The organism is Aerococcus christensenii (assembly GCF_001543105.1).
GTDB lineage: Bacteria > Bacillota > Bacilli > Lactobacillales > Aerococcaceae > Aerococcus > Aerococcus christensenii.
In genome coordinates this window covers 1,533,420-1,549,601 of record NZ_CP014159.1, presented here as the reverse complement: position 1 = coordinate 1,549,601, position 16,182 = coordinate 1,533,420, and the positions used below count along the sequence as shown (strand labels likewise).

Here is a 16,182-nt window from a genome sequence, read left to right as displayed (position 1 = left end):
ATCACTTCATTTATGTATGATTTATTAGAGATAACCTATAACGACCGATTACTTGACGCTACTTGCGGGTTTCGTGTCATAATAGTGATAGAGGCAAATAGTTATGTAAATATAAGGAGTTCAAGAGTTCTACCAAAATCAAAAACCGAAAAAACTGAAAGTTTGCGTGTTGCTTAGAGCCATTATCTACCAAAATAAAGGTTCTAAGCAGCACACAAGCCAAAGAGAAAAACGAGGTAGTGTATGCTATGGATTTTGAAAATTATCTTATTTCCGATTAGTCTTGTCTTAGGAGTCCTGACAGCTTTTCTGAAATTCCTACTTGGCATAGGGACGACACTTTTGTATATCATTGTGCTGTTCTGCATATTCGGAGCAATAGCTTCTTTCATTCAGGGTGAAGTCGGAACAGGAATATCGGGACTTATTATCGGATTCTTATTTAGTCCTTACGGACTGCCGATGATAGGAGCGACAGTCATAGCCTTTATTGAGGTGATAAATGATAGGATAAGGGTAGTATAGATAAATTTTGAATTTGAGGAGGATGTTGAAATGAGAATACACAAAAAACGACGGCGCAATTTATTACGCCCTTAACTACGCAAAAGAGGATTCGCATAGATTTTGGGAATCGCTTGGTTTCTCTGACAATGGAATAGATGAATACGGGTCTCCATTGATGATAAAAAGAAACCGATAAACCTCAGTTTGCCTGGCTGAATAAAACTAAATACCAAAGATACAAGACGATAGAAAGTAATAATTCTGTCGTCTTTTTTATTTCAAAGAAAGGAGGCAGAAATGAATTTTGATTATTTTTATAATAGGCAATCTGAGATGTATAACTTCATTAGGTTACCTATGGTATTAATGGAAGATGAAGTTTTTGAGAGCATTTCTATTGAAGCTAAAGTTTTGTATTCATATATGCTTAATCGAATGGGTCTTTCATATAAAAATGGCCGGATAGATGAAGATGGAAAAGTCTTTATTTACTACACAATTGAAAGTATAAAAGATCAATTTAATTGTGCGAGTGAAAAAGCGAATAAATTAATAGCTGAGCTTGATATTAAATCAGGAATAGGACTGATTGAAAAGAAAAGACAAGGACTTGGAAAGCCTAACAGAATTTATGTTAAAGACTTTATGAGCATATTTAATAATATGAAATTAAAAAATCAAGAAGTTCGATAATCGAAATTCAAGAGATTCGATTATCGAAAGTCAAGATTTTCGAAAATCGGAAGGTAACTATAACAATATTAGTAATAATGAGTTAAGAAAGAATGATTTTAGTAAAGGGCAAAGAACTTATGGAATATATAAAAACATATTTTTGACTGATGAAGAATACAAGGACTTGATAAATGAGTTAGGAAGCAGGATTAGTGTATATATTGATAGGTTGTCGTCATATATGAAAGCAAATAACAGAGTGTATCAAGATCACAAGGCAACAATAATTAATGGGTATCTTAATGATCAGGCAAAAAACATTAATGATAATACAACAAGGAAAATGAATTACGATATAGGAGAGAGTTTATGACAAGCTTAAAAGATTTTGTATTAAGAGAAAATGATATTGGACATATCTATTGTAAGGTATGTGGTAAAAGAGTCGATGGAGAATTAGTTGACCTTGGCTTTACAAAGTTTATTCCCAGAATTAAATGTGAATGTGAAATAAAAAGAGATAAAGAAAATGAAGAAAGAGAAAGACTGATGAAAATATCGTCATTAAAAAGAGATTGCTTCTCATCACCTATCCAACACCAATATACTTTTGAGAAATTCTTAAATGAAAAAGGTCAAGCTTACAAGGTTGCTTACAACTATGCTAAAAGCTTTGAACAAATGAAAAAAGACAATGTAGGACTTTTATTCTATGGAGATGTTGGCAGTGGAAAGACCTATCTTGCTTGTTCAATTGCAAATGAATTAATCGAAAGAAAGCAAGTTAAAGTTAAAATTATGAATTTATCTCAAGTTATAAACCAAATACAAAAATCAACATTTAAGCTAGATTCAAACAAAATTATAAGTAACCTCTCTAATATTCCCTTGTTAATCCTAAATGACCTTGGAATTGAAAGGGGTACATCTTATGCAAGAGAACAGGTATATAACATTATAAACTCAAGATACTTAAAATGAAAGAGAAAATAAAAAACAAGGTTCACTTATTAAAAATCACTTTAAGGGTCTTAAAGAGGGTCTAGACCTATTTAAGGATTCTAGAATTTTTGCCCTTGTCCTTGGAGTAGTCTTTATAAATTTTTCTGCAACATCTATAAGTGCAGTCTTACCTGCCTTTGCCAAAGATGAGATATTTTACAGTCTTATCTTGCAGGCATGGGTGGAGGAGTCCTTTTGGGATCTTTGTTCGCAGGTCTTCCAAAACTAAAAAATGTTTCATTAGGAAAATTTTATATTTATGGAAAGCTTGTTGTATCCTTATTTTGGATATCTGTTTTCTATTTTGCTACAAATATAAAAATTGCAGTCGCCTTATACGGTCTTGGATGGTTTGTAGTAGGAATAGTTAATGTTTATGCCCAAACCATGGTGCAGATGATTGTGCCAAGTGAAAAAATCGGTTCTACCATGGGTGATATAGTTGGTATTTCGACTCTTATGGCACCACTTGGAGCCTTACTCGGTGGATACTTGGGAGAATATTTATCAAGTCCAAGGGCAATACTAATAGCAAGTGTAATTATCCTTTTAGTTGCGATTTACTGGGCTTTAAATAAAAATATTAGAAAACTTCCTGCTGTAAGTAATTTTCACGAGGTGTTTGATGTTGAGAAATAATAAATTTAAAATTACCTATGATGAAGCGAAAAAAATGCATGCTAAATTTCTGTTTAGCTTATATAATGAACCAACAATAAATAGCATTGCAGTAAATAAAAAGGGAATTATAGAAATGAGTTCAATATTAAAGACAATAGAATTTTTCAGTACCTCTAACAATTCTTTATTTATTGTTTCATTAAATGGTGTAAATATAGGAGTGGGTATGATTTATGATGTGAACTTAGAACAAAATGTTTGTTAGTTGGGTATAGTTCTAAATCCTGAGTATAGAAACAAAGGTTTGGGAACGCTTATACTTGAAGATTTAATTGAAATAGCTAAAAATTCATTATCACTTGTTGAAAGCAAATAATCAACTTCTTCCAAGGATTTTAGTATTCTAAAAACAGTTGATTTTGGAATATCCAATTTTTTTGATATCTCTCTTACCCCAGCCTGTCCCTTGGCATTTATAAAATCCATAATTTTTCCAGCATTTATAATTGACTGAATGGTATCCGATTTTGGGCTCATTATAGCCTCCTTCCTATATATTTTTTAATACATATATAAAAAAAATATGTTATAAAGTTAAGATTTTAATTGTAAAAAAAATATCAATAATATATAATGTACAATAAGGGACGGCGCCCGAAAATAAAAAAGGAGATTGAAAGGAGATTGTATGACTAAGAACGTTGAAAAAAGTAATATAATTAAATTTATATTAGGAACTTTATTTGGAGTATTTTTTGTTTTAGTGCCTTTTAATTTTGATGGGAAAGTAGATACTGTTCTATTTTACTATGTAAAATTATTTGTAAGTAAGTTCAATAACATTCTTACACCCCTGGTAATTTTGTGCATTTGTGTTAGTGCCTTAATTTCCTTGTTTAACTTGTTTAATAATAGGACTTACTTTGCGAATAACAGGCTTATGAAAAAATTATTTGTTACATCACCATTTTATGTAGCAAATAGGATTATAGGAGCTATTTTAGCACTTATGATTTACTTTACAGTAGGACCTGACTTTATTATTTCAGAAGATACTGGTGGCTCTATGTTATCATTAGCAAGTCAACTTTCTGTTGTTGTTCCATCCATGCTTTTATTTCAAACCTTTATCCTAGAATTTGGAGCTATGGAATTTTTGGGACAGTTTGTTGGAAAGATAGTAAAACCGCTTTTTAAAGTTTCAGAAATTTGTGCGACAAGTATAATAAGCGCTTGGGTAGGACCTGGAAATGCAGCGATTATGGGAACTAGCGAGTTGTTTGACCAAGGATATTACACTCTTAGAGAAGCAGCAATCATATCTACACAATTTACAACTGGTAGTATAGGCTGGGTAGTTGTTGTTTCCTCAGTACTCGGAGTTATGGATTACTTTGGTTCTATATTATTGGGTTTATTTGTAGTCTCTATTATAGTTGCCTTCATATCTGTTAGAATAAAACCAGTTTCTTCTTATGCTGATGTATATTCAGAAAGTAATAAGGCAACAAGCATTAAAAACGATACAGCTAAGCAAGGAAGTGTTATAGCAAGAGCAACTGAGGAGGCTTCAAACAGAGCATCCCAAGTAACAAGTGAAAATTTCATCTCAAAGATTGATAATATGACCTTCTATATATTTTGGTTAACACCAATAATAGTTTTCTGGGGGACTGCTGCCCTTATTTTAGCAACGCATACACCAGTTATTTCCTATGTATCTTTACCAATAGAGTGGATTTTATCTCTTATGGGAGTTGAGGAATCTAAGGTGGCTGCAAGTGCTATAATGTCAGGCATAGCAGATAACTACTTGCCAGTTATTATAGGAGGATCAATCCAAAGTGTTCAAACTAGAGTAATAGTTGCGATGATGAGTATTATATCTATAATCTACCTATCAGAAACAGCAACCTTACTTACATCTACAAAAACGGTTCCAAGATTTATTGATGTAATTATTATCTTTTTGGAAAGAACATTTATAGCTCTACCATTTGTCGTTTTGTTCGTAAAATTAATAGCTTAGGAGGTATATATGGTAAAAATTGTTAGATTATTCGAAGATAATATGAATGAAGTCGAAGAAAAAACTATAAAAGAATTGGGATTTTGTGCTGAAGTTTTGGTAAGACCATCCACAACAGAAGAAGAAGTTATTGAAAATGCAAAAGATGCTGATGTAATCATAGCTGTTTATGAACCCTTAACAAAGAAGGTTTTAGAATCCTTACCAAATCTAAAGATGGTTATGTACAGGTCTATAGGATTTAACTCAATTGACCTAGACTTTGCTAACGAAATCAAACTTCCAGTGGGCCACTGTAGCCAGTATTGTACACAAGAAGTAGCTGATTGGGTCTTGGGATCCATCCTTATGCACAATAGGAGATTGAATGATTTCAATAATTCTGTAAAAATTGACAAAAAATGGGACTATGAGTTATTTCCAAGTATGAGAAGATTAGCCAAGCAAAAGGTTGGACTCATTGGCTTTGGAAGCATACCAAGATTAGTTACAAAGAGATTAGCGGCCTTCGGAGCAGATGTTTTAGCTTATGATCCTTTTGTTTCTGATGAAGACTTTGAAAAACTTGGTGTAAAAAAAGCGAGCCTTGAAGAAATATTTGAAAAATGCGATTATATATCCTCCCATCTTCCTCTAAATGAAAGTACAGAAAAACTTATAGACAAAAAGCTTTTCTCTCTTGTAAAAGAAGAAGCGGTGTTTATCAATTCTTCAAGAGGAGGAGTGGTAAATGAAGATGACCTCTATGAGGCTCTAAAGGAAGGGAAACTTTCTTATGCAATCTTAGATGTACTTTCCACCGAACAGCCAGATGTTTACAATAATAAACTTATCAATCTAGAGAAGGTATTTATAACCCCGCACATAGCTTTCTATTCACAAGATGCCTTCAAGCAAGGGGCGGCAGATACTATAAATAATATCTACAAATATTTCAAGGGCGATTACACAAAAGCCGAGTTGGTAAATTTAAAGCATATAAACTAAAAAAATCTAAACCAAGACCTATCTAAGAAATTAGATGAACTTTTAAAAGCTGATGACAAGAATATCCTAAATCAATTTGATCTTAACAAGATGAAAGAGCAAGAGGAACAACAAGGCAAAAAACAAGTTAAAGATAAAAAAGAATTTGCAGTTTTCCAAGTAGACAAAAACTTTTATAACATTATCAATAAAGATGGTAAGACAACACTCTATATGGATGTAAAAACTTATGTAGACCAAGGAAGAACTATGATTCCAGTAAGATATATTGCTTATACTCTAGGTCTTAATGTTGAGTATGACAACTCTACTCGTGAAGCTATTTTCTCAAATTTCTTGCCAATTAATAAGGAGGAAATCAATTTATGGGTAAACCAGGAATTATTTTAACTATGGAATTTTCTCCTCCTAATTCATCTAAGCCTTTTGGTGATTATGCACACTATATAAGTCGTTCAAAAGCATTGTTTCAAGACAAAGACAGTTTAGATAATCGAAGTAAAGAAGCTCAAGAAATTATTGATTACCATCGGCTTATTCAAGGAAATTCTCCTGACGACTTAAAAGACTACGGAAAATACATTTATTACATGACGCGTGCTTATGCGATTAAAGAAATGGATAAAACAAATGAGAAAGGAGAAAAGATTTTACCTGGTGTCTTTTCTGATAAGCAGGAACAGATGAGCAAAAAAAGATCAGCTGATCTTCTCAAAAGTTCTCACAAATGCTCAAAAAAAGGGATCCATTTTATGGGAAGATGTGGTTTCCTTTGACAATCAGTTTTTAGAAAAGCATGGTCTTTACAACTCCAAAACACAAGAGCTGGATGAGAAGCGCCTTCAAATGGCAGCAAGAAAAATGATGACTGTTTTGATTAAGGAAGATGATTTACATGATGCGCGATGGATGGCAAGCATTCATCGCAATACAGATAATATTCATATTCACTTAGCTACGGTTGAACAAACTCCTTCTAAACGATCAATAAAATGAAAACGAGATTTGGGCAAGAATTAATGCAAATGGATGATTTATTTATTGCTGTTTCTCGTCAGCGTGATTCTGCACTTAATCACTTGAAAAGCTATCTTCAAAGGAAAAGCGAAAATCCTGTTTATCATCCTGTTATTGGGTGGCTTGATCAACATGTCCAACCAGATTGGTATAAAAAAGTAGCATTTAATCACTTCAGCTACAAAAAAGTGAGAAATCTCATTGACACTATTCCTAAACAATTAGCTGAAAAAGATCCAGCTCTTAAAGAGGAATTACGAAATTTTGATCGGTTGATCAATCATTTCAATGAAGAATTTATAAAAATGTATGGGAAGAAGAAGGATCCTAGTGGAGAATTTAAAGCAACGCGAAAAAAAGACTTACAAGAGCGGTTAGGTAATGCGGTATTAAAAGAGTTAGGTCGATATAAAAAATATTCATTAAGTGATTTTTCACAGAATAGCGATAAAAAAGAACATGAATCAAAAAAGGTATTTTCAAAAGAAATGCCTTTTTTTGATAGAGAAGATAGAGCAAAAAAAATCAAGCGTTTTAGGGAAAGTCATCCCAAAGATAAGTTATGGAGAGAAATAAGAAGTCAGCCTTTTAATAAAAAGGTTCAAAAAAGATTTCATTTAGCTAAAAAATTATGGATAGCCGGTAAAAGATCAGAAAGAGAATTAACTCGTGTTTTACGAAAAAGTGCGTATGAAGAAGGACAAAGGGCTTTACGAGATTATCACGACATGATGATTGATGTTGAACGCGCACAAGAGCGTTAGAGGGAGGATTAAAGAATGAAGCCGTTTACAAAAGCAGAAATCAAAAATGCTCAATCTGTTTCTCTAGTTGATTACTGTCAAGCCAAAGGAATTGAGTTAGAAGGGTCCCCTGAGAATCCTCATTTAAAAGAAATGGATAGTTTGGTTCTATTTCCAGGTAATGTCAAAAGACAGTGGCAGCGGTTTTCAACATCTGAGGGGGGAGATGCTATTAAATTCGTTGAATATTACTATCAGCTGCCTTTTCAAGAGGCGGTGAAAGAATTGCTATCTCCAGAATATAAACTCAATGCCAATCAACATCTATCTCAACCTATGCCATCCTCACCGTTTATTTATCAAAACTATGAGGTGAAAGATTTCAGTCACGCTTATTCCTTATTTAGACCATCAATTAAAAAATCATATTTAAAAAGTTTTGCAAATTCTGTTTATCAACTTGATCAAGTCATTTATCTTGTTCTCTCTCGCTGTGGAACAGGAGAAAAAGGAAAGTCATTCTATAGTTACCTGGGGAATTGGGTATTTAGTATCTTTAGTAGAATCTGATGTCTACGATGAGAAATATAAAAAGTGGGTAATTGATGACTTACCCATTATCCCTGAAACAATGAAATATTGGATTAATAAATCCACTCGTCAGCAATTTAATATTGTCAAAGGACAATTAAAAAAGCGGATCGGATTATCATAGCGACAGATCCAGATAGAGAAGGAGAGAACATCGCTTATAGCATTTTTAGAATGTGTGGATCAAATATTTGGAAAAAGCCCAAACAGCGTTTGTGGATTAATTCTTTGCAAGAGAAAGAAATTAAAAGAGGGTTTCGTTCGTTGAGAGATAGTAAAGAAACCTTTAACTACTTTGTAGAAGCAGGAACTCGGCAAACCGCTGATTGGCTTATTGGAATGAATTTAACACGATATTTTTCTCTCCTGCTTCAATCACAAAAAATTCATTCGCCTAAAGGGAAGCCTTGGTCAATCGGACGAGTTCAAACGCCCACTAATGCACTGATATGTAAGAATTACTTAGAGCGTTTAAATTTTAAACCTGTTCCCTACTATCAGTTAATAGGAACTTCTAAAGTGAATAATGAAGACATTCGCTTTGTAGAAGATAAAGAAAATAGAAAGTATTTTGATAAGAATGAAGTGACGCAATTAGTCGCTCGCTGTTCCTTAAATGAAATATCTGAAGTACAAGTTGAATCCGTTGAAAAAGAATTGAAAGCTAAATGTACCCCTCATCTGTTTTCTTTAGGTGGATTGCAAAGTTATTGTAGTACTCAATTCGGGTATACCGCTAAAAAAACGTTATATATTGCTCAAACCCTATACACTAAAGGACTTACTTCATATCCTAGAACGAACTCCTCACTTATTACAGATAATGAATTTAAGTATCTTTTAGATAATATTGATAAATATCAAGACTACATCCACACCAATTTAACAATTGCACATAGAGAACCCAGAAAACAATATGTGGATTCTGATAAAGTCAAAGAACACTATGCAATTATTCCAACTGATTCTTTCGATAAAATCCAAGACCTAACAGAAACTGAAGAGAAAGTTTATAAAGCAATTATCAAACAAACCCTTGCAATATTTTTAGAAGATTATCAATACTATAAAACTACTGTAAAAATTAATGCAAACGGAATTCCTTTCGTTACGAATGGAAATGAATCTTTTAAAGAAGGATGGAAAGTGATAACAGCGGATATAAGTTCTTAGAAGAAAGGAAATTCAAGTTTACCTAAATTAGGGAAAGGACAAACAATACCTTTTACAATTGAAGTAGAATCTAAAGAAACGACTCCTCCTCAACAAATCACTGAAGCCAAATTGGTTAGTGAAACTGGCTTGATGGCTAAATTAAATCTAGGAACACCAGCCACACGAGCAGATATAATAGAAACATTAAAATCAAGGGAATATATAAAAAATGACGGAAAAACAAAACTTGTTCCAACCCCAAGAGGGTTATTACTCTACGATTACACCAAAAATCTTTTAGTAGGCTCTCCTGAAATGACAGCAAAGTGGGAAATTTACTTGAAAGGAATAGGGGAGGGGAAAAATGATTCTGCAACTTTCATTGGTAAAATTAAGGAAGGAATCCCTAGCATTTTTGACAAAATGCAACAAGAAGTAAAAGCAATTGACCCTTCAAAAGTCAAAGGGATTAATACTGATAAAACAGCATGTATTAATGGGTATCAAGTAATAGAAAAAAATAAAAGTTTTGAAATAAGCAATAATACAGAGAAATTTTATATTTTTAAAACTATAGCAGGAGGCAAACTCTCCTTATCGGATATAAAAGAGTTATTGACGAGTGGTCGAACAAAAAAGAAGACTTTCGTAAGTAAAAAGAAAAAGAAATTTGAAGCTATTTTAGTACTTCAAAACGATAAAAAATTAAGTTTTTGTTTTGAGGATTAAACATGAGATTTCAACGAAACAGGTCGGACCTTTTTATTAAATAATAACTTTTACATCCGTTTCACCTTTCATTTCTGAAAAATATGTAAAAATCCCTTCTTTTTATTATCTGTTATACTTACTTATAACTTGTAAAAAGGAGGGATTCATTATTATGATGGATAATACAATGACGTATGCTCAATACATGCTATCTATTAGGCACGTTTCTTTTTCTACATTGAAATCTTATCGGTATATTTTGAACAGAATTCCAAAAATTTACTTTAATAATTATCAAAGGAAATTATTCCTTCATCCAAGAGAATTAAGGAAAGCTTTTCGATTATATATTTCTGAAAGTATGTCCCAAAAAAAGACTTTAGGTTTCATAAACTTTGAAATTGCTGCTATAAATAGCTTTATTCGCTATTTAAGATTTATTGAGGGACCTTATTTACCACTGTTTAGTAAGCGCAACATCAGCCATTACCTTTACATTTATCTCTTTATAAAATTAATCGTTTAAAACTAGCTTTAAAAAATTCTTCCATTCCTATAACTTATAAAGCTGCTATTTCTCTTATGATTAATAACGGGTCTTTATATCAGAGAAGTATTAAATATTAAAACAACTGATATTGATCATAAAAATGGCAATTTTTGGGTAGGACAAGGAGATAGAAAACGAAATATTGCGTTTGCAGAGGAGAGCAAGGATTTACCTTATTGCTTGGAGCAAACAACACGATAATATATTAACTTCACATTATCTCTTTCCGTTCATAAAGGAATCTATTATCTATGATTATCTCCATTTCTTAGGAAAAATTATTTGTTCTCCTTTAACTCCTACATTTCTTCGAAACACGGCAATAAAAATAAGTCTTGAACATAAATTTTCTTTTCCTTACATCGCCAAATATTTTGGAATACAACATTTTAAGACACTTCTTCGTTTTGAAAAACTAGCTACAGTAACTTACACAAGTGCTTTTCAAGCTTTTAAAAGAATGAGTACCTTCGTTGGAAGAAAAAGCTGTCAAGAAGCACTAAAAGCAGCAAAGGTAATAGAAAGGGGGAGTGTTTTCAATGAAAAGAAAGCAACAAGACTCTACAAACAAATCCATCGAACAGATTTACCACACGCTTCAATCCACTAATACAGACACTCTTACTTTTATTAAACACAGTATTACTAGACTGTCTCCTGAAGATTTCTTTAATCTTTTAAAATGGCAATTAGATGATACATACGCTTATTCGCCTCAAAAAGCCAGAGAAATTCTTTCTATGTCACCTACGCAGTTAAACTATCACATTGATACGCATCGAATTAAACCTTTATATTCTTTTAATGACTACAGTATTTACCAACGAATTCGTATTTTTTATCAACCTTATATTGATAATTATGCAAAAGAATATACTCAATATATCCATTTTTACCGGTCGAATCGAAAAAATACGAAATAATTTGGGAGTATTTGGGATTAGATACTAAAAACAAACTAATACGCTTTAATATATCAAAAATAAGTTAAAAGCGCGTGGTTTGTTTTTTTGCACCATTTGCAGCTTTTACATAATATTAAACATGTTATTCAAAAATAGATGTTGAAATTCTAATCATGATGAAATAAAATAAAGGAAAGCATAGATTAAGGCGGTCTTAAATTGACAGCCTTTGTTTAAATTAATTTAGATCTTCGCATAAATTATATGTTGTTAATTGGTGAGTAACTTATTTATTTCACTTTAGTTTTTTCACAATACTTAGTTAACATAACACACATTATATAAAGTTATTAGTAGATTTTAATTTCAGACCTTTATTTTTAAAATTAATCACTTCTCCCATTCTCTTAGTTATTCTTAACCTACAAGGATCGGTATCATTCGTGTGAAATAAAAAAACATAATCTAAAGAAAATTTTGACAAAATAAATACCTCCAAAAGTCGGACTGAAAGTATAACTTTTAGAGGTATTTTATAAATATTGTTAAATACTAATTTACAGATAAAAAAGTTGAGCAACAATAACCGTAATAATTAAAGAAATAAGGAATCCCCCATTACTTACGATAAACGCTTCTTTAAATCCGTGCTTAAAGTTTAAGCCACTAATAGTGTTAAATGTTAAAACAACTCCAGATTGCGGAACTACTGTAATAACTCCGCCTCCGATAACGACAATTCTATGAATAATTTCAGCAGGTATGCCCATAGCTAAATATGTAGGTGCTAATTGTGTGATTACTGTTCCAATAGAACCTGAAGCAGCCATTACTCCAGAAAGAATAGAAGTTGCAACCGCTAAGCTAACTAAAGGTGGTCCAGGAATATGTAAAATAAATTCTTTAACGATATTAAATGTAGGTGCGTTTGTTAAAACCATTCCAAATGCTACTGCACTTGCTGCTACAAAAGAAGATCCAATGGACCCTATTGCACCTGCATTTAAAACATCGATTTGATTAGGTAAATATTTTCTAAATAAAATCGCACATAAAACAATACTAAAAGTTAAAGCAATTAAAATAATATTTTTGACATTGTTGAAGAAAATAATGGTTGCTATCATAACAATAAGCGGTAAAATACTTATCATAAAAGACGGAAGATTCTCTTTTACTAATTCTTCATCATTTTCATCTGGTCTCTTTTCTCCTTCATCTAAATAACTATAAAATCCTTCTCCATTTGTTTGACTTTTTTTAAGAGCTATTTTCATATACCATAAGCCAAATACTAGCATGATGATTGTTGAAATAATTCCCAAGCTTGGCGCAGCTGTTAGTTTAGTCCCTAATACTGTTGTTGGAATAGCGTTTTGAACAGAAGGAGTCCCTGGAATCATCGACATAGTGAATGTCCCAGCACCTAAATAAAGTGGGATAGACAAAAGCTTCCAATTAATATCCAGTTTTTTAAATATTGGCCGAGCTAAAGGAATCAATGTAAAGAATACGACAAATATACTAATTCCTCCAAATGTTAAAATAGCTCCAATTAAAGTTAAAGCAACTAAAACTTTATAAGGACTATCAGTTCCTATTTTAGATAAGATAAAATCTGCAATAGAAACTGTGGCATGTGATTTGTCCATATACTTTCCAAAAATAGCTCCAAGAATAAAAATTCCAAAATTTTTAATTAAGAAGCTTGCTAATCCTGCCATATAGGAATGTTCTGGTCCAATGAAGGTCCCCCAAATATTCATTTGATTACATAAGATAATGAGTAAAGCTGCTATAGGTGCAGCGACAACCATATTTAAGCCTTTAAAAGAAAGATAAATTATTCCTACTATCGCTATAATTAATCCAATTATACCAATAATTTCCATTATGTGATTTTCCTCCTTTATTCTTGATTATTTTTTACAGCATTTTTCCCTGCTATTTTTCCATAAGTAAATATGTCAATGAGCGCATTACCACCTAAGCGATTGCCAGCGTGAATACCTCCAGCGACCTCCCCGGCTGCAAATAATCCATTGATTATATTGCCATCTTTATTCAAGACTTGAGCATTGACATTAATTTTTAATCCCCCCATCGTATGGTGCGTTGCAGGACTTCTTGGTGTTGCATAAAAAGGTGGGACTTCAACTTTGTAATTAAAGGAACTTTTATTAAATTCTGGATCATTTCCTTCTTCAACATAATGATTATAATTTTTAATGGTTTCTTCTAAAATATCAGGGTCGATATTGATCTGTTCAGCTAAATCTCGAATAGTATTCGCTCTAAAACAAGCTTTATTTTTAATATCATTTTCTAATTGTTCATCAGTAGAATTAAATCGAGTAGATGCTATTTGTTTATCTGATATATTATAGATAAGGCCCCCCTGATCGAAAATTGCTTGACATAATTCATCTCTTGTTCCGTATTCATTAACAAATCTTCTACCTTCTGTATTTACAAATACAAAATCTGATGGCGGACAATCAATTCCACTAAAAATATTTCCTGTAATAGGATCTGCACTTGGCATTAATTGTGCAAATTCCATATCTACCACATCAGCATTTACCGCTAACCCCATTTTTATTCCATCACCTGTCATTGCAGGAGAATTAGTAGTTGGAATATTTTCTGGTAAATTGCCCCAATAATTATCGTATTTTTTGATCATTTCATAATTTGCACTAAATCCCCCAGTAGCCATTACTACTCCTTTTTTTACATTAATAGTAATTGGACTTCCATTATAAAATTCTGCTTTTACTCCAGTAATTTTGCCATTTTTCATGAGTAATTCTTTTGCTCTACATTCTGTAAAAATTTCACCGCCGTGACTTATAAAGTAGTTTTGAAGTGGATGAATAAATCCGTATCCGCCAACTGGATTTGGCTCAATTGCACGTCTCCAGGAACCTCCTACTGGTTCTGTCACATGATCTTCACTAAAACTAACCCCTTTCTCTTTCAACCATTGAATTGTATGAACAGCTTCATGTGCTAAATTGGATACTAATTCATAGTTTCCTTGTGTTTTTTTCCCATCTAGATTTGTTCGAATTCCACCTAATAAAGTTTGTATACAGAATAGATTTTCTGAATCAAATAAGTAATCTTTACCATTTTCTATATCTTCAAAATATATATTCAATTCCTTTTTTAAAGCTTTAAATGTTGGTAAATAGTCATAAGGAATATCTTTTTCTTTCATATTGTAAATTCTTTCCAAATTCTTTTTTTCACCTGGGAAAGATTTGAATTGCTTTTGCCAAGAAGGATTAGCTGCATTCATTTGTCCTCCTGTGCGTGTCGTATTTCCTCCTAATGAAGGAAATTTTTCTATTATTAGAACTTTTGCGTGCTCATCAAGAGCAGAAATAGCTGCAGATAAGCCTGCACCTCCTGAACCGATAACTAGCACATCAACTTGTTTTTCTGAAGGATATTCTTTTTGATTTACTGGATATTTGTCTCTTTGTTGTAAAAGTTTTGGATTAACTCCTGCTTTTTGAATCGCTTGCGCAACCCCTTCTAAAATTCCCTTACTAGTCACTGTAGCCCCACTAATAGTATCTACATTTAATGTTTGTCCCTCAATAATAAATTTTGGAATGCGTTCAAAAACTGGATTAGTAATTCCTTTACTTTCTCCACTTGTATCAATACGAATAGCTTCAATTCGTTTCTCAGATAACTCCACTTCCATTGGTAAAGAACCGTTATGTCCAGTGGCACGTGTTTTATATATTCCAGGTATAAATTTCACTTTTGTCATAATACAACCCCCATATTTTATTTTTTCGTGTGGCACACTTCGTGAATACTATAACAAATTTTATTTAAAAATAGCTACCTTTGGAAGTTAGTATTGAACATGTTCAATAAATAAATAAACACATCTAAGAGTTTATTTGCTTCATGCTATAATAAGATAAATAATTTAGAAAGGAGTGCGTCATGAATCTTGATAACGTTATTACTAAATTTCATTTAACGCCTACCGAAATTAATATTTTGACTTATTTAACACAAGCACCTGCACAAATTACTATTCGTGAATTGGCAGAAAAAACTTTTGTTTCCCCTGCTACTATTATTCATCTTGCAAAAAAAATGCATTTTTCTGGTTATAGTGAGCTTTTGTTTTCATTTAATCGCGAACGAGAAAAAATAAGTTCAAATATGACAGAATCATCACTTATTAAGCAATACGGTGAAGAATTTTCTAAATTGTTGATCACTTATCAAGATAAACTTATTGTTTTTATGGGAGTAGGATTTTCTCTGCATTTAGCTCATTATATGTCGGATTTATTAACAGCATTTGGATTTCGTACGATTTGCAATACCTACGAAGAATTTATTCAGCAACAATTTTCTGATAAAGCCCTTATTGTTTTTGTTTCTAATTCTGGTAATACAGAGTATCTTTTACATTTAGCACATATTGCTTCTAAAAATAGTGTCACTTCTCTTTTATTTACAGGCAACCCTAGTGCCGAACTTAGTCAAACTGCTTCTTTAACTATTTGTACAGAGAGCTATACGATTTTTCGTTATAACACTTATAAACCACAGCTCTTTTTTGGAAGAACTCTTATTTATTTTGAAATATTAATTGCTTATACAATGAAAAAAATAGAAGATCAGCAAAATTCTTCTACATTCTTACAATGA

At 32.1% G+C, this 16,182-nt stretch carries 16 protein-coding genes and 4 pseudogenes; 17 read left to right on the top strand and 3 right to left on the bottom strand.

Annotated features, from left to right (window positions below):
• Positions 1-12: 12 nt before the first annotated feature.
• The 6 genes and pseudogenes from AWM71_RS08195 to AWM71_RS07400 all read left to right on the top strand — a co-directional run bounded on the left by AWM71_RS08195 (position 13) and on the right by AWM71_RS07400 (position 3,070).
• The gene (locus AWM71_RS08195) at positions 13-177 is read left to right on the top strand and encodes a hypothetical protein (protein ID WP_236701125.1); all 165 of its coding nucleotides are present in this window, start codon (positions 13-15) and stop codon (positions 175-177) included.
• Positions 178-243: 66 nt separating this feature from the next.
• Positions 244-525 carry a CD1845 family protein gene (locus tag AWM71_RS07420; RefSeq protein WP_060777338.1) on the top strand — a complete coding sequence of 94 codons (282 nt, stop codon included), beginning with the start codon at positions 244-246 and terminating at the stop codon, positions 523-525.
• Positions 526-804: 279 nt separating this feature from the next.
• Positions 805-1,555, top strand: a pseudogene (locus AWM71_RS07810) (replication initiator protein A).
• Positions 1,552-2,160: pseudogene (locus AWM71_RS07410) on the top strand (DnaA ATPase domain-containing protein); the annotation flags it as partial. The pseudogenes AWM71_RS07810 and AWM71_RS07410, both read left to right, overlap by 4 nt.
• A gap of 219 nt (positions 2,161-2,379) precedes the next feature.
• Entirely contained in the window at positions 2,380-2,823 is a 444-nt protein-coding gene (locus tag AWM71_RS07405; protein WP_060777336.1) for an MFS transporter, read from the top strand.
• A complete protein-coding gene (locus AWM71_RS07400) occupies positions 2,810-3,070 on the top strand; it encodes a hypothetical protein (protein ID WP_060777335.1) in 261 nt (86 codons plus the stop codon). The genes AWM71_RS07405 and AWM71_RS07400 overlap by 14 nt, the downstream gene beginning before the upstream one ends.
• On the opposite strand, the gene AWM71_RS08745 is transcribed toward AWM71_RS07400, so the two are convergent.
• The gene (locus AWM71_RS08745) at positions 3,067-3,342 is read right to left on the bottom strand and encodes a helix-turn-helix domain-containing protein (protein ID WP_060777334.1); all 276 of its coding nucleotides are present in this window, start codon (positions 3,340-3,342) and stop codon (positions 3,067-3,069) included. The genes AWM71_RS07400 and AWM71_RS08745 overlap by 4 nt on opposite strands.
• A gap of 151 nt (positions 3,343-3,493) precedes the next feature.
• On the opposite strand from AWM71_RS08745, the gene AWM71_RS08510 reads away from it, so the two are divergent.
• From AWM71_RS08510 to AWM71_RS07340, 10 genes and pseudogenes are all read left to right on the top strand, one after another.
• A complete protein-coding gene (locus AWM71_RS08510) occupies positions 3,494-4,834 on the top strand; it encodes a YjiH family protein (RefSeq protein ID WP_060777333.1) in 1,341 nt (446 codons plus the stop codon).
• A gap of 9 nt (positions 4,835-4,843) precedes the next feature.
• Entirely contained in the window at positions 4,844-5,821 is a 978-nt protein-coding gene (locus AWM71_RS07385; protein WP_060777332.1) for a C-terminal binding protein, read from the top strand.
• A pseudogene (locus tag AWM71_RS07380) lies at positions 5,822-6,154 on the top strand (stalk domain-containing protein); the annotation flags it as partial.
• Positions 6,155-6,186: 32 nt separating this feature from the next.
• Positions 6,187-6,597 (top strand): relaxase MobL, encoded by a 411-nt coding sequence (mobL, locus tag AWM71_RS07375; RefSeq protein ID WP_060777330.1) that lies wholly within the window; start codon positions 6,187-6,189, stop codon positions 6,595-6,597.
• Entirely contained in the window at positions 6,584-6,817 is a 234-nt protein-coding gene (gene mobL / locus AWM71_RS08740; protein ID WP_060777329.1) for a relaxase MobL, read from the top strand. The genes mobL (AWM71_RS07375) and mobL (AWM71_RS08740) overlap by 14 nt, the downstream gene beginning before the upstream one ends.
• A gap of 23 nt (positions 6,818-6,840) precedes the next feature.
• Positions 6,841-7,602 (top strand): relaxase MobL, encoded by a 762-nt coding sequence (locus tag AWM71_RS07365; RefSeq protein WP_158320039.1) that lies wholly within the window; start codon positions 6,841-6,843, stop codon positions 7,600-7,602.
• A gap of 15 nt (positions 7,603-7,617) precedes the next feature.
• Complete coding sequence (locus AWM71_RS07360; RefSeq protein WP_060777327.1) at positions 7,618-8,151, top strand: hypothetical protein; 534 nt, start codon at positions 7,618-7,620, stop codon at positions 8,149-8,151.
• Between the two features lie 117 nt (positions 8,152-8,268).
• Positions 8,269-9,699, top strand: a pseudogene (locus AWM71_RS07355) (DNA topoisomerase); the annotation flags it as partial.
• Positions 9,700-9,750: 51 nt separating this feature from the next.
• Positions 9,751-10,056 carry a topoisomerase C-terminal repeat-containing protein gene (locus AWM71_RS08505; protein ID WP_236701172.1) on the top strand — a complete coding sequence of 102 codons (306 nt, stop codon included), beginning with the start codon at positions 9,751-9,753 and terminating at the stop codon, positions 10,054-10,056.
• Between the two features lie 1,071 nt (positions 10,057-11,127).
• On the top strand, positions 11,128-11,511 hold the full coding sequence (locus AWM71_RS07340) for a hypothetical protein (protein WP_060777323.1): 384 nt from the start codon (positions 11,128-11,130) through the stop codon (positions 11,509-11,511).
• A 539-nt stretch (positions 11,512-12,050) separates the two neighbouring features.
• On the opposite strand, the gene AWM71_RS07335 is transcribed toward AWM71_RS07340, so the two are convergent.
• Both AWM71_RS07335 and AWM71_RS07330 read right to left on the bottom strand, forming a co-directional pair.
• Complete coding sequence (locus tag AWM71_RS07335; RefSeq protein WP_060777322.1) at positions 12,051-13,385, bottom strand: GntP family permease; 1,335 nt, start codon at positions 13,383-13,385, stop codon at positions 12,051-12,053.
• Positions 13,386-13,402: 17 nt separating this feature from the next.
• Positions 13,403-15,280, bottom strand: a complete 1,878-nt coding sequence (locus AWM71_RS07330) for a flavocytochrome c (RefSeq protein WP_060777321.1) — start codon at positions 15,278-15,280, stop codon at positions 13,403-13,405.
• A gap of 182 nt (positions 15,281-15,462) precedes the next feature.
• Here AWM71_RS07330 and AWM71_RS07325 point away from each other — a divergent pair, with 182 nt between their 5' ends.
• The gene (locus tag AWM71_RS07325; RefSeq protein ID WP_060777320.1) at positions 15,463-16,182 is read left to right on the top strand and encodes a MurR/RpiR family transcriptional regulator; all 720 of its coding nucleotides are present in this window, start codon (positions 15,463-15,465) and stop codon (positions 16,180-16,182) included.

Coding starts and splice junctions, on each gene's coding strand:
- AWM71_RS08195 (WP_236701125.1), top strand. CDS start 13: ATGTATGATTTATTAGAGATAACCTATAACGACCGATTACTTGACGCT.
- AWM71_RS07420 (WP_060777338.1), top strand. CDS start 244: ATGCTATGGATTTTGAAAATTATCTTATTTCCGATTAGTCTTGTCTTA.
- AWM71_RS07400 (WP_060777335.1), top strand. CDS start 2,810: ATGTTGAGAAATAATAAATTTAAAATTACCTATGATGAAGCGAAAAAA.
- AWM71_RS08745 (WP_060777334.1), bottom strand. CDS start 3,342: ATGAGCCCAAAATCGGATACCATTCAGTCAATTATAAATGCTGGAAAA.
- AWM71_RS08510 (WP_060777333.1), top strand. CDS start 3,494: ATGACTAAGAACGTTGAAAAAAGTAATATAATTAAATTTATATTAGGA.
- AWM71_RS07385 (WP_060777332.1), top strand. CDS start 4,844: ATGGTAAAAATTGTTAGATTATTCGAAGATAATATGAATGAAGTCGAA.
- mobL (WP_060777330.1), top strand. CDS start 6,187: ATGGGTAAACCAGGAATTATTTTAACTATGGAATTTTCTCCTCCTAAT.
- AWM71_RS07365 (WP_158320039.1), top strand. CDS start 6,841: ATGCAAATGGATGATTTATTTATTGCTGTTTCTCGTCAGCGTGATTCT.
- AWM71_RS07360 (WP_060777327.1), top strand. CDS start 7,618: ATGAAGCCGTTTACAAAAGCAGAAATCAAAAATGCTCAATCTGTTTCT.
- AWM71_RS08505 (WP_236701172.1), top strand. CDS start 9,751: ATGCAACAAGAAGTAAAAGCAATTGACCCTTCAAAAGTCAAAGGGATT.
- AWM71_RS07340 (WP_060777323.1), top strand. CDS start 11,128: ATGAAAAGAAAGCAACAAGACTCTACAAACAAATCCATCGAACAGATT.
- AWM71_RS07335 (WP_060777322.1), bottom strand. CDS start 13,385: ATGGAAATTATTGGTATAATTGGATTAATTATAGCGATAGTAGGAATA.
- AWM71_RS07330 (WP_060777321.1), bottom strand. CDS start 15,280: ATGACAAAAGTGAAATTTATACCTGGAATATATAAAACACGTGCCACT.
- AWM71_RS07325 (WP_060777320.1), top strand. CDS start 15,463: ATGAATCTTGATAACGTTATTACTAAATTTCATTTAACGCCTACCGAA.